The organism is Paenibacillus terrae (genome assembly GCF_000943545.1).
Classification (GTDB): Bacteria; Bacillota; Bacilli; order Paenibacillales; family Paenibacillaceae; genus Paenibacillus; species Paenibacillus terrae_A.
In genome coordinates this window covers 34952-48903 of the sequence record NZ_JTHP01000053.1, presented here as the reverse complement: position 1 = coordinate 48903, position 13952 = coordinate 34952, and the positions used below count along the sequence as shown (strand labels likewise).

The window sequence follows — 13952 nt, the reverse complement described above, 5'->3', positions numbered from 1 at the left end:
CAAAAAAAGATTATGGCCCAATTTTTTAGAACTAAAGCTACCACTTTAAAAGAGAATAAGTATTGCTGTAGCAGAGCTAAATGATGACAAACAGTTGTAGGAGCTGACTTATGACATTCAGGTTACAGCTGTTGTTCTCTGCGATGAAGTAACCTGTGGGCAAGGCTCTTGCTCTAAAGGATTAGATGTGCGAAGTTGAGTTTATAGCATTTTTTTGAGTTGAGAAATTCGAGATTGAGAGGTGCCAAGTATTTTTGCATATTCCATTTGTGATAATTCCGGAAGTTCCAACATTAAATCTTTTAGTTTGCTAATCATTAATTGATTCGATTTGTAAGTACGATTTCGCTTTTCTGGAGCTATTATATTAGACGAGTCCTTTTTAGGGGTAGAGTTTGTTTTTGTTTCACTCTTCATCTCCCGTATGCAAGCAAGACATAGAAAACTCCCACTATAATACGTTAATTGCTCTAATGAACCACACATCTTACAAGACATACCGGTGTACTTCCGGAAAGCCAAAGTACCTGTTTCTTGATCCATAAATATTTCGACAGGGTCACCTACATTGAAATCCATTGAAGTTCTCATTTCTTTAGGTATTACAATTCGACCAAGCGTATCTATGGGACGTGTCATTCCTGTACTTTTCACATCACTCACCCTTTACAAATGTATAATAGTAATTATACATGAAAAAAATCCATACATAAATATTTGAATCGAAATGAATGGTTTAAATTACAGTAAATGTTTAAATTATTTATATTAGTTCCAAAAGATGGTATACTTAAGTCAAGATGAATGTTACTAGATTACCTGCCATCGAAACTCTAGTTCACTTTGTTGGTACCAACGCGGTGAGATATCGATGCTATTGTTAAAGGAGTGGTTATTTTGGAGAGTTCAATCACCACGATTATAACAGCTATGGAAAACTACATGAAAAAAAATCAACTAAGTATGTCTAAATTCGGAAATTTGGCGGGTCTAAATCAGGGGACTGTAAGCACAATTTTCAGTGGTAAACAACCAATCTCTATACACCAGTTAGACGCAATTACCGATGTATTAGACTATCCTGAAGGTTATCTCTATGAACAGTATATCGAAGACCATTTGCTTGGAAACCAGCTGAATTGGCGTAGAATTCACCCTTTGTTATGCAGATCCATAGAATTAGATAAGTTAAACTGTGTAGAACAGATAATACTATTACTGATGGATCATTTAGTATATAGCCCTTTACTATTTCAAATAGCTGAAGAATCTTTCCACACTAGAAAATATGCGGCGGCCGCTATGCTTTACGAATGTGTTGCTGACAGTGAAAAATATCAACACTCTGAACGGCTGGCAATGTGCCAATATCGTTTGTTTATAATAGGTCAAGGGGATGACCAACTACGAAAGTATCAAATCGCTAGTCGGTTTGAAACCTACGTGGATCGACTTAACATAATGGATCAGCTGGATGCTCTGAAAGATCTAGCAAATACATATCGTTCATTAGGACGATGGGATAAAGTGGAGGAGTTCAGTCAAAAGTTGGAGCATAAAGCCCAATCTCAATATTTCAGAGATAACCAGGACAAGAAACAAAATAGTCCTGAGCGTCCCTTATTTTTCTACCTTGCATATTCAAAGTTACTTCGTGCAAGCATTTTTGAAGCGAAAGGAGATTACGAACAGGCACTACAATATACTTATGCATACGCAGATTTAAGCTGGGTAAAGGAAACAGATGAACAGACTGTATATTGGATGGGACTTTTTCAAGAATGGGCTCGGGCCAATGTTTTGGGTAACAAACTGTTGTCTGGAGATATTGGCATCCTTCCTGAATATCTCGTCTATATTGAATCTAACAAAGATGAATTGCTTCCTATACTAGTAAACATCATGCAAGCCGCAAACCGTTTTGATATCAATGTAGATCACATACTTCAACAGTTTAAGTCTGAAATTAATTCTTATACACAACAGCAATTCTCCGTAGGGACATGCACAGTAAATCTTATATTGGAGTATGTAATTTATCTTTTATACGAATTAACAGAATACTTTTTAAATCAAAATAAATTTTCAAGGGGTTATGATTTTTTGATATCTTGCTTGGAAAAATCTGCCTCAATAAATAATAAATCATATATAATTAAGTGTGTAGGGTTGTTTGAAAGTTTTAGAGATATGGCTACTTCAGAAACATCTGCAAACTACCAAAAAATTATAAAAGGGGTACACGCAAATGAAAAGAAAAATCGCATTATTATGCTTGGCGACTAGTTTGTTATTGGTGCTTATAGTGCCAGTTCTTGCACATGAACCTATTTTTAAACCTTTGATTCAAAATGGTAATGGTTAAAAAAGCCCACTGATACCAAAACCGACCCAGCACTACGCTGGTCGGTTCTGTTCACCATATTAGCTTCATCTCATGGGAGCTGAAGCTTCTTCATTAGGAAGCGGTGTTCTCTTAATTTGCTTTGCACAATGAATACAGATAACCTTCCTCTTAAATGCTATTAGGTGGTTTAAACTACAACAAAACACACATGAATTCCCGGTAATTCGAGTTAGAGAAATTCCATTCTCAATTTCCAGAAGCTCTAAATCTGTCTCCGTATCAATATCTAATAGTTTTCTAATCTCTATCGGTATGGTTATTCTCCCGTATTTATTTACCTTTCTTGCTATACCACTCAATGAAAATCCTCCTCATTTGTTTCATATAAATAGTATAAACAAGAAAGAAAGTTATGCTAAATAAGGAATAAAAAAAGAAGTGCATGGTTCTAATTGGTAACCATTAGTTTCCTAATTGGAGTTGTTGTTTCAAGATAAGTGCTATTTAACATCAGGGATTGCCTTTACATAAAACTTATATCTACCTTATACTAAGGATATAGCAAATCATTATTTTGAGCAGTGTCATGCGACTTATCTGCTATTATGTTCTAAAACATACACTTTTCCTAAGTGCAAATCTGTATTTTACAGAATTCTTTTGCATTTAGGGAAAGTGTTTTTTGTTTTTTAATCAATCGATGACATAACGCGCTGTTCTTTAATGATTTGTTTAACTAATAAAGATAAAGAAAGGAAAATGTTGATGATTAGACATCGTATAGCTTTTATTACTGAATCAAAAACACGTCAAGAAATCCCTCTGCCGGCCTACAAATTTTATCAAAGTCCTAAAAGTCGATGGGTAAATGAAATTATCCACTACATGGAAATTCGTGATTTCCCTACAGAGGATATATTTTTTTTGAGTCACTTTGAGCAAAGAATTATCCCCTACGAACAGACTATTGATGATTACCCTCAAATTTTAACTACACGGTCTGTCGCAAAACAGTTTGCTAAGAACATAGTAGAGTTCGTAAAAACTTATGATCCAATACCATTCGTTGAATTGCATATGAGCCGGATCATGTCAGATCCATTACGAGAGCTATTTGAGAGAAACAATATCAGTTTCAAAATATATGGAGAGAGTATCTCTTTATCTAGTAAACCTAGATATTATCAAACTCTTATAGAAGAGGAGGGTAATCGAAGACGACTAAAAGACATTCAGCGAGAAAAGCATATGATTATCTCCGAAGTAGAATGGCTCACCCCCGTAATGGCCAAAGAAATTTTGAAGAAATATGACCACAAAGCACAACTTTACGGGGTTGAAACCATTTTTGAAGAAATCAAAGACTTGCTAAAGAGCTATGGCAATCGAAAAAAAGATAGCGATACAGCTGAATTCGAATTCAAATCGATGCTTAAACATCAAGATAATGGTGAGGTTGAAGAATTTCTAATGGGAAAAAACTCACTACCGTCGTTATTTAAAGAACGTGAGAGATATGAAAAAATTAAAGGTCGCAACGGGAAGCTGGTCGCGAAGTATACAAAATATTTAATTAAAAGAGATTACGTTTTTCAAATGGAAAATAAAATCTCGGCAGTACTTAATAAGTTACGAATAGCATTGCTATAATAAGGAGAAATCTATGAATAAATTGTTAGATGAGGAGTCGATACAAAGAGTGATCCTCTAATTTTTGGTGCGAAGGAGGATCGGGTACTTGCTTTTGGGGACCTAGCATGATTAAACACCCGTTTAGACAGTCCATTGTGGCCACCTCTGGCTCATCTCCCAATTGTGGAAAAGTAGCACTCATATGACCCCCTGTAATAGCCATATGTGAGGAAAACGAAGATTCCTGCCATTTTCCGAATCTAGCTTTACTAAGATTACGGAAAAGGGGATCACTTTTATGCAATCCTTCTCAACAAACAGCCCGTTTAACACAGACAAACCAAAGAGTACTTTGCGGTACATTGGAGGCAAATGTTTACTATCTAAACATATAATACCATATATACCTGAACATTACACATATTGCGAAGTTTTTGGTGGTGGAGGACACGTTCTGACTCAAAAAGCACCCAGTAAAGTTGAAATATATAATGACATAGATTATGACCTCGTTAATTTCTTAATGATGCTTAGATCCCGTCGAGACGATTTAATCGAAGCGTTAGTAAGTATACCGACTTCACGTCATCTCTATGAAACTTGGGCAAAGGAATCCTTACCTGAAGATAACTTCCAAAGAGCTGTAATTTGGTATTACTTGCTTCGCCAAATGATTATCCCTTCCAACAATATTCCTTCCGGCTGGAGATCATCCAAAATAAAATCTACAGCTACTGACTATCAAAACTCAATTCGTCGACTTAATGATTTTGAAAAAAGACTTCGAACAGTAATGATAGAAAGATTGGACTTTAGAGAATGTATTTTGAGATACGATAGTCCAGAAACATTCTTTTTTGTTGATAGCCCGTATTATGGAAAGTCTCATTATTATAAAGGTAATTTTAGCGAAAAAGACTTTCGTGATTTAGCTGACATGTTACACAACATTAAGGGTAAGTGTTTGGTTACGTACTATGGCCACCCATTTATTCTTGAATTATATAAAGGATGGCGCTTTACAACACTAGAAACAAAAGTAGTATCCACGATAACCAAAGCTTCTAAAGGTGAGAAAAAGAGAAAAGAAACTGAATATCTCTTTATGAACTTTGAAGAAGAACATGTGCCTCTAACATTATTTTAGAAGTAAATAATTGAGAATAATAAAACCAAACTTTTTATTAGTGATAAAGGAGTAATATAAAATGGTTCGAACTATTATATATAACGAGAGAAATTACTTTAATGAATTAATGAAAAAAGAGAATAAATCTGTAGAATCCCTAGAAGCTATAGGGATGTGTTTTGATAATAGAGACTTAATTATCACATTCGAAAAATCGGAACTAACAGGTAATTATACTCGACATATAACAGATTTGGATAATAATGAAATATCGTTTAATTCGCTAAGTGTTACTTCAAAAAATGAGATCATTAAGGAGTGGAATGAACTCCAATTTGCATAGATATTTTTAAAAAAAGTCGAATGACCAGCCTAGTGGCTGGTTTTTTTTTCATTCGAGGAAGAGCCAGAGCACACCCAGTTCCGTTCCTCTGAAAATCACTAGCACCGTTATGATATAATACTAGTATATTTATACAGATGAAGGGAGCGGTTCAATGTTTATATCCCCCACAGCTATAATAACACTTGCGGTAATTATTTTAATAATAATTTTCAGTTTTACATCGTACAGTAAATCTCAACAGGAACCTTTTATAGTGTACTTCACGCAGAAACTAATAATAGTTAGCGCTTCTTTACTGATTTTAACTTTTATTTGGTTCGCATTGTTTTCTGTTTTTGCAGAGGTTAGTCTATATGCTGTTCTTTTTGGTGGAGCACTATTAACACTAGTTTTACTGTACTTTCTGATTTGCAATTGGAAACGATTTGAAGAATCAATTTCAAAATTTGTCAAGTATGTATACCATCGGAATGAGAGAAAAATCTGATTTTCAAAAAGATGGACAGAGAATGGGGTAATCATGAACTATGAAACTTTTTTACGCATATCATCAACAGTATCCAGAAAACTATGGAATTTATGTAGTTGAGAATGCTGACGAACTAATGAAGCTTTTTTTCTAAAGAGGAAGAAAAATCAGTGGAATTCATTAGAGATAACTATATCTATGGAGAAGTAACTCAAATACGCAATGAAAAAACAGGTAAGATATTCAAGGTATCCCTTTAAGAAATTAATTGATGAAATACTATTTCATAAGGAGAATGATAACATGAAAAAAATTGAATATCTAATATTTACTAGAGAAAGATTTGATCGTGCGAATATTTGATTTTGCTTTAGGGGTCTGTCAATAATTTTGTGTAAACTCATTTGGAATACGTTACCAGTGGGGGGATACCCCTTATCGTAAGTGCTGACCTACGCGGTCTGGAAAGAAAATAGACAATTGAAGCAGCATTTGTCCCCAGTTTTGAACCCGACCTGTCCATTTGCGAACGACATCCATGGTAGCCAGGTAAAGCATCTTGAGCAGAGCTTCATCGCTCGGAAAAATACTCTTGCCCTTCGTGACTTTTCGAAGCTGGCGATGGTAACTCTCGATGATGTTCGTGGTATAAATGAGCTTGCGAAGCTCCGGTGGATACTTGAAAAAGGTCGCCAGCTCATCCCAATTCTTGCGCCACGATTGAACAATGAGTGGATATTTCGTGCCCCAGGCTTCTTCAAACCGATCCAATTCAGCCAGAGCGGCTTCTTCGGTTGTGGCTTTGTAGATGGGTTTAAGATCTGCGGTGACCTTTTTCAGATCTTTGTACAAGACATAACGGGTCGAATTGCGGATTTGATGAATGATGCACTTCTGAATTTCCGTCTGGGGATAACAAGCCGTAATCGCTTGAGAGAAGCCCGTTAGATTAACCACACACGTGATGAGAATATCTTGAACGCCCCGGTTTTTCAGCTCATTCAGAACGCTAAGCCAGAACTTGGCGGACTCATGCTCACCGATCCACATGCCGAGTACATCCTTGTCCCATCCAGATCGATACCGATGACCATGTACGCCGCTTTGTTCACAATGGCTCCATCTGGCTTGACTTTGAAGTGAATCGCGTCCAGAAAGACGACCGCATATACGCCTTGCAGCGGTCGATTTTGCCACTCTTTAATGAGCGTAGGCGAAACCTCAATCCCGTAGAGCCGCTATAAATGATCTTGAATCTCCCGTGTGCTGATTCCTTTGGCATAGAGCGCAACGATCTGGTCTTCGATGCCGGTGACATTCGATTGATGTTTCTTCACGACCAGCGGCTCCAATTCACCCAACCGGTCCCGAGGGACGCTGATCTCCTGTTCGCCGTATTCACTCACCACCGTTTTCTTGCTTTTTCCGTTACGGCTGTTGCGTGTAGTTTTGGCTTGGACTTCATGTTTCTCATAGCCCAGATGGGTATCCAGCTCGGCCTCCAACATCTCTTGCAAAGTTTCAGCAAATAACTCTTTTAAAGCCTTCTGTGCATCTTGAGCCGTCACCAGCTTATTCTCTTTGATGAACGCTCTCAGTTGCTGTTTCGTCCAAAGTCCCATGTGCGCTCCCCAACCTTTCTTTGATTACCATTTTAATGGTTTTGGGAGTTTTCACAATCTATTTTACAGACTCTGCTTTAGCCGGGGAGTGTCAAGAGAGAGGGCCTGAAAATTTCGGTGATTGTTTTACATACTATTTCGATAATCGCTGGAAAATTAAAAGGTAGTTAGCAAATCTTTGATGACATTTTATTTTCTTTTTAATTCCTTGTGTTTCAATTAGTAAGTGAGACAGTTTATTATTCATCTTCTATCTTAAGTAATCTTCTTCGTCATCTATAACCAGCCCACACCTTGTAGTCCTAGGTTGCTTGGGCTTTTTACTGTTTTAAAATTTTCTAATCCTGTTATTCTCTTCTTGCTTGTTTCCATTAAACACATGTGGTATATCTGGATTTCTGAATGGTGTTTCTGTAATCAATCAAAAGTGTAGTAAGATAGTCGTAGTCAATTCAACATGCCGTACTTTTATAATCGGGTAAAGTGAATTGTCCTATTTCTGATTAAAATAATTCCACTTTGTGACATACAACTCAGTATAGATTTAAAAAATCTCTAGCCGGAAGAAGCGTTTTATACACTGTTACTGTGGAAGTTTCCTGAGATCGGGAATATAATTACGTTTCAATAAAGACTTTCGAAAATAAGGGGTCATAAAGTACTGAAGAGGAGGGGGCTTATGAAAAAATTATTTATTAATAATGAAGAATATTTGGTCTTATTGAAATAGTTGGATTCCTCGGAGTGTCTATAGCAAATGTAACTTTAAATTCCTTCCCTTTTGTAATTGTAATTTTAGAAGATTTTTTTGTTATTATTTCTTTTATTTTAATCCCAGAGATAGTCTGGAAGAAAGGTGTTGATTTTTATCGTTTCTTTTCTCAACAAAATTGATAACGTATTTTAACAAGAGGAATTGAAATGATTGTAAAAACTTAATATTTATAAATTGAAAACCGTTAAATGTATAATTATTTTAATACTCAAAATTTTCGTCCTTTTGTCGATAATAATATAGAATCGAAAACTTTAAAATGACAGTTACATTAACAATATAGAAATCAATACACCATATGAAAATGCAGTTTTTATAGCTAATAATGAGAGATTGATAATTTTGGCTGAAATATTGATCATGTCTGTTGAGAAATTCCATCTTCCAATGGAATTTCGATGCATGAACCCACAGTTATAAAAGCTTCTTAAACTTATACTTTTTATAAGAGCTGACAACGAGGAGACTAACAACAATGAATGAACAAGCACCTAAGATACGACTGGTTACGAACAACACATACGGCGAGTTTAATTTTTATACTACCCGAGAAAATTTACAAGAGTATTTAGATGAAACTCTAAAAATAACTGTGGATCAATTTTTAGAGGGAAATAGTTTGGAAGGGAACAGACATTACTTTAATTGGATAAAAGCAAGATCTAACAAAAAGACTGATGGTAATCTATCAGGGGGTCTGACGGGAGCAGCACTGCCAGTGGAGATTCAAGTGTCGACTGAAAAATAGGGTTAGATTAGTATGATATGTAAGGTCTACGTCGAAATATAAGCTTACCATTAAAATTTTAATGGTAAGCTTGGACTGTCAACACTAAACTATATAAACCGCAATTAAGATTATAACCTGACGAGCAGACGATCTATCGTTTTCATGGGGTGCTTATTGATTCGCTTCATAAATTGGCTGACATGAAGCTTAATCTTATAGAATTTTTCAAAAAAGACGTTGTTCACCACATCGGCTTTGAGCCACAGCCATAGTCCTTCAACCGGATTAAGATTGGGACTGTACGGTGGCAGAAAAACCAGATGCAGTCGTGGATGCGCCTCCAAAAAAGGCTGCAGCTTGAGGGCATGATGAATCCGGCTATTGTCTAAAATCATGGCAATCTTTCCATGGGGGTAGGCGCCAAGAATATCCTGTAGAAAGCGAATAAAGGCTGCTGTATCGGCTTTTTCTTCTTCGCGGTGATGCACTTGTCCGGTTTCATAATTTATCGCTCCAAACAACTTAGCGCCCTCATGTTTGCCATGCGTTGGCACTTTGCGTTGTCTGCCGCGTGGAAACCAATTGTATTGCAGGGCTTGGTAGGAACGAATCATCGATTCGTCTTCAAAAAGCAGATGATCGTTCTCTTCCGTTTCTACCTGCTTCTTAAGCTCAGCGAAGATGTGCTTGCGAAAAAAGGCTTGGGCGTCTTCATCGGCTTTGGCTAACGAATAGGTCGCTTTAGTAAAGCTGAAATTCATCCGCTTCAGCATCGCGCTGATCCCGCGCACGCTCATCGTGATGTCAAACTCTCGCTGGATCCACTCCGCCACCAGCGGAAGAGTCCAGGTGTACCGGGCTTCAAAACCAACATCGACGGGTTGCTGCTGTTCCAGCATCTGGGCTAACTGGCTACGCTGCTCCTCTGTGAGTTTGGCCGGTTTTCCGGGAGAATGGTCCATGTTCAGGCCAAGTAGTACTTGGGTTTGGTACGTTTGCCAATAGATGCTGATGGTTTGACGCGCACGGTTTAGGAGTTCACCGATCTCTTCAAACGTAAGTCCTTCCAGACGTAGACGGATCACCAGAACTCTTTCATAAAGCCGTTTATCTGATGTTTGTTTCATCGCTTTATTCAAACGTTCGATTTCTATACTCTTCATCTTTATCGCCGCCTTGGGTGGAGTCGTTAGTATTCATTACCCCATTTGGCGATTGCAGTGATATTGTTAGTTTCTTAATTGCGTTCTATATAGATGTTAATTTTTATTAATAAACGATCTAATATCATCGGTTGATTCTGTCATGTTTTTAAATGGAAGCATTCTCAGTATATTTTCTCTGTAATGTTTATTTTGTGTGGCAGACAGGCGGGGTCTAAAATGCTTAATACTCCCAAGTCGGTTTCATTTCTAATCAGTCTACCTATGCCTTGTCTTAATTAACATCTCCGGTAAGGTGATTTCTTCAAAAGGATATTTCGTTAGTGATCTCTTATAATCGTTCACCGGGTCTGTTGGGACAGGGAAAGGAAGACGGACTATAATGACTTGAATTACGAGCGTCAATTTAACCTTCGCATAAATCCCACGAATTCCCGTTTGTTCTTAAGGTAGCATTGCTAGTTTGATATTGGAAGGATTAAATTTATGTTAAATACTATTGGTTTCAGATGCCGCAAACTTAGAGAAGGCAGAGGACTTACTGTTTAAATGTTAGTTAGAGATCTTAAGATATGTGTTTACGATAAGTCCACTAATCGGTTTTTTTATAAAAATGTTACAAAAGGGTCGATTGGGAATCTTGAAAATAACCGTAATAAACCAAATCTTGATTTAGTTCTTGCTCTCTCTGAATATTATGATGTGAGTACAGATTAGATATTAACAGGTCGAGAATATGAAGGTGTGAAATTAGGATGTGAAGATGCAGTAGAAGAAACAAAATCAAATATTAAACAAGAAGTTATCATACAGCTTGAAAAATTATAAATGGTTTGAAATCGACGACTGACTGAAGCCAATCTTAAAAGAAATTGGGAATATGCATAAATGAACATTTGGGATTACTTACACGGTCACGTAAAGTGTAGATTTCTCTAGGGGGTTAAGAATTGGTTTTCGAAGAGTGTACATTTAGAGAATTAGAGAGCTTAATTAATAAGTATAATTTGGATTCTTTGTGGAGCATGATATTAATTAGTGAAATGCCTGGAAAATATCTAATTGATGGTGTTTATAAAATTGTTCTCTCTGGGCAAATTATCGGACTGTTAGACTACCAGCATTCTGATATGTATGATGGTATTGAAATCAGTCTCTTTGAAGTATTAAAAAAAAGAAATGGACATGGGAAGAAGATTATTGAATACTTCCTAAAGTTTGTAGTTCTAGGCAAGCCGGTCTACTTGATACCGCAAAATGAAGGAAGTAAGATTTTTTGGGAGAAGCTAGGATTTATCTCTTCTGGAGAAGAGATGGTTTTACATTACGTGCCTTCGTTAAAATGAAATAAGTATGGAGAAAAAGTTAGGAACAAGGAACATATTTATTTATTGATAATGTAATGGCCATTCAATGTTTCTAGGTTTTGCCCCATTTGAGTATTTACAATCGATTCACGAGTTTGGAGGGGTTCAGTCGTGTATACGGCTCGCCAAGATTTCGGATGATACTTGTCGGTCACAAATTATTAAAGCTTGCTGGTTTTTATATCCAAATCTAATATGCCTGAAAAATTCGAAATAATATGATCATATTATTTATTTGTTTTCCTAATCGAATGATCTTATAATGGAGAAAAATACCTTTCGATAAGAGGTGCTTAATTTGATTAAGGATCAAAATACATTCAAGTTATTTTTGAAAAATAATCTACTCTATGCATCAGAAGTGACAAAAATTCTTGAGATTTCCAGATCTACTTTGTCGTTGCTGAAAAAAAACGGTGAACTCCCAGCCGTAATTGAATCAGCATCTGGAGATCTATTCTTAAAACAGGATGTACGAGCATATCTTGACCGTAAAAACAAGCTTACGTCTACTAATCTTCCTACTCCAAAATTTCATGACTCCAAAACCGAACTATACCGGGATGAATTACAGCAAAATTTGGCCAAGATGGGACGTATTGAAACAATTCATGCTTATTTTGATCAGTATGATGCCATCATTGACGGATTTTACTTTATAGATGATGATAAACAGCTGGGTGCCCTCAAGTGGCTGCAGGCTCCCCGCTTGATTCTTATTGATGAATATGGAGAGCAGTACTGGCTCCATTGTGGAACCGCTGGCTATATTGGAGGAGGAAGTCGAAGAACAGAAGAAATTCTTCAAAGTCTCCCCTCCGAAGGACCTGCTGCAGTTCCCGAAATCCCTGGTGAGCTGATTGAACTCATATTTAAACATCATATCGTTAAATTTGTTTTAGATGGCTTTGAGTGGCGCTGCTACCCTAAGCAAAGCATGTTTTTAACCAGGAATTTAAAAGAAAAAGTTCCTGCTTCTCTTTATTGGTACAATGACCATCTTGTGTTACTTCAAATGACAACGCCTTATGGAGAAGATAATGAAGACACTATGCAAATGCTGAAACACTATTCCGAATTCGTTCCGAATCCAGTAAGTTTCATCTTTTATCCAAATGTTGAAGAAGCCATGAAAGTAGATCGATTTAACCCCACGGATTCACAAATTTTTAACTCTCCAGAAGTGTATCAACTAATTATAAAAGACATTTCAGGAAGAGAGCTTTGGCTAGCATTAGATATATATTCACAAAGTCCATTTCATAAGCCGCAATCCTTGAAAGCACTTTTAGAATATTGCGGTTTTAACGTAAATGAGCAGGGGATCTCCGGGCGGTTTATCGAGTGGCTGAAAGTTAGGATCTCAAACAATACTGAACCCATTCAAGGAACAAGAGACCCAGTTGCATTCACACATAAGGCAATACGATACGGAATTAAATATTAGGAGAAAAGTAATTATTCATTTTAAAAAAGATGCGAAAGTTGCCGAAATATTATGGCAGCGGCAGGTTATGGTATTCGATTTTACCGTTATCCAGATTATGGACTTTGACTTTCCATAAGCCGTCGCCCGCACGGTTATATCCTTCTAAGTTTTCGAGAAAATCAGAATAACAGCGCATCTCCAAAATTATTTTTTTTTACTTCGCCGAGTGCAAGTTTGTCCCTAAATCAGTTTCAAATCGCTCAGGTGTTTCTAAGTCATTCCTTTATGGACATTCTGAGCTACGCACAGAAATTGGGCGTTTACGAGGCCTAGCACCCGCTGATAGCCGCAAAGGCGGGCGTTCTGACGAATCTAAGGATGTCATTATTCAAGCTCTAGAAAATAAAATAGAGGAACTGAGGAGACAGAATCAGCGTCTAACGGAAGAAAATGATCTTCTAAAAATACAACTTATGAACAATTTAAGTGACAGCTATGAAAAATTGTGATCATTTTATAAATCAACGAAGATAGGATGTGCAGAATGGAAAATTATCCGGGCTTGAGAAATGATGGACGAAAAAAATGGAACAGTGCTTTCATACTACCGGAGCATCGTAAACGTATTGCCGAGTTTTATTTATCCCAAAACGACATTCCTCAACCTTATTTAAGTTCTGATGAATTAGAGGAATTGAATTATGCAGTCCATCAATATTTGGAAGAACGTTGTATGATAGAATTAGCCTATTATCGACAGAAGGCAGTACACCGCATTAAGGGCACTTTAATAGAGTGCGATTTAATCAAAAGAATTTTGACTCTAATGGATCTTAATGAGGGTATGAATTACTTCCCTATGAGAGATATTTTATCAATAGAAAAACACTAAAAGATGAGCCCCAGAAAGTAGCTGTGCCTGATTTCTGGGGCTGAGGGTGTC

The 13952-nt window shown here is 36.8% G+C and carries 14 protein-coding genes and 1 pseudogene; 10 read left to right on the top strand and 5 right to left on the bottom strand.

What is annotated here, in order from left to right; translation table 11 throughout:
• Positions 1–201: 201 nt before the first annotated feature.
• Complete coding sequence (locus QD47_RS21795; protein WP_044648100.1) at positions 202–654, bottom strand: AbrB/MazE/SpoVT family DNA-binding domain-containing protein; 453 nt, start codon at positions 652–654, stop codon at positions 202–204.
• Between the two features lie 243 nt (positions 655–897).
• On the opposite strand from QD47_RS21795, the gene QD47_RS21790 reads away from it, so the two are divergent.
• Positions 898–2286 (top strand): helix-turn-helix domain-containing protein, encoded by a 1389-nt coding sequence (locus QD47_RS21790; RefSeq protein ID WP_235332331.1) that lies wholly within the window; start codon positions 898–900, stop codon positions 2284–2286.
• 144 nt (positions 2287–2430) lie between these two features.
• Here QD47_RS21790 and QD47_RS21785 read toward each other — a convergent pair whose 3' ends face one another.
• Positions 2431–2706, bottom strand: a complete 276-nt coding sequence (locus QD47_RS21785) for an AbrB/MazE/SpoVT family DNA-binding domain-containing protein (protein ID WP_044648099.1) — start codon at positions 2704–2706, stop codon at positions 2431–2433.
• Between the two features lie 406 nt (positions 2707–3112).
• Here QD47_RS21785 and QD47_RS21780 point away from each other — a divergent pair, with 406 nt between their 5' ends.
• From QD47_RS21780 to QD47_RS21770, 3 genes are all read left to right on the top strand, one after another.
• Positions 3113–3997: a hypothetical protein gene (locus QD47_RS21780; RefSeq protein ID WP_044648098.1), complete on the top strand. Its 885-nt coding sequence runs from the start codon at positions 3113–3115 to the stop codon at positions 3995–3997.
• Between the two features lie 280 nt (positions 3998–4277).
• Positions 4278–5126, top strand: a complete 849-nt coding sequence (locus tag QD47_RS21775; RefSeq protein ID WP_052646867.1) for a DNA adenine methylase — start codon at positions 4278–4280, stop codon at positions 5124–5126.
• Between the two features lie 61 nt (positions 5127–5187).
• A complete protein-coding gene (locus QD47_RS21770) occupies positions 5188–5451 on the top strand; it encodes a hypothetical protein (RefSeq protein ID WP_044648097.1) in 264 nt (87 codons plus the stop codon).
• 907 nt (positions 5452–6358) lie between these two features.
• Here the strand turns inward: QD47_RS21770 and QD47_RS21760 are convergent.
• Positions 6359–7545, bottom strand: a pseudogene (locus QD47_RS21760) (IS256 family transposase).
• Positions 7546–8795: 1250 nt separating this feature from the next.
• Between QD47_RS21760 and QD47_RS21755 the strand changes: the two are divergent.
• Complete coding sequence (locus QD47_RS21755; RefSeq protein ID WP_200893491.1) at positions 8796–9068, top strand: hypothetical protein; 273 nt, start codon at positions 8796–8798, stop codon at positions 9066–9068.
• Positions 9069–9178: 110 nt separating this feature from the next.
• Here QD47_RS21755 and QD47_RS21750 read toward each other — a convergent pair whose 3' ends face one another.
• Positions 9179–10213 carry an IS630 family transposase gene (locus QD47_RS21750; RefSeq protein WP_044648095.1) on the bottom strand — a complete coding sequence of 345 codons (1035 nt, stop codon included), beginning with the start codon at positions 10211–10213 and terminating at the stop codon, positions 9179–9181.
• A 164-nt stretch (positions 10214–10377) separates the two neighbouring features.
• Positions 10378–10467 carry a hypothetical protein gene (locus QD47_RS33950; RefSeq protein ID WP_327204682.1) on the bottom strand — a complete coding sequence of 30 codons (90 nt, stop codon included), beginning with the start codon at positions 10465–10467 and terminating at the stop codon, positions 10378–10380.
• 295 nt (positions 10468–10762) lie between these two features.
• Between QD47_RS33950 and QD47_RS34250 the strand changes: the two genes are divergently transcribed.
• From QD47_RS34250 to QD47_RS21735, 5 genes are all read left to right on the top strand, one after another.
• The gene (locus QD47_RS34250) at positions 10763–10930 is read left to right on the top strand and encodes a helix-turn-helix domain-containing protein (RefSeq protein ID WP_152643848.1); all 168 of its coding nucleotides are present in this window, start codon (positions 10763–10765) and stop codon (positions 10928–10930) included.
• 233 nt (positions 10931–11163) lie between these two features.
• Entirely contained in the window at positions 11164–11559 is a 396-nt protein-coding gene (locus tag QD47_RS21745; RefSeq protein WP_044648094.1) for a GNAT family N-acetyltransferase, read from the top strand.
• 319 nt (positions 11560–11878) lie between these two features.
• Positions 11879–13027 (top strand): hypothetical protein, encoded by a 1149-nt coding sequence (locus QD47_RS21740; protein ID WP_044648093.1) that lies wholly within the window; start codon positions 11879–11881, stop codon positions 13025–13027.
• 176 nt (positions 13028–13203) lie between these two features.
• Positions 13204–13518 carry a DUF6262 family protein gene (locus tag QD47_RS34245; RefSeq protein ID WP_412177991.1) on the top strand — a complete coding sequence of 105 codons (315 nt, stop codon included), beginning with the start codon at positions 13204–13206 and terminating at the stop codon, positions 13516–13518.
• A 35-nt stretch (positions 13519–13553) separates the two neighbouring features.
• Entirely contained in the window at positions 13554–13901 is a 348-nt protein-coding gene (locus QD47_RS21735) for a YolD-like family protein (RefSeq protein ID WP_044648092.1), read from the top strand.
• Positions 13902–13952: the final 51 nt, after the last annotated feature.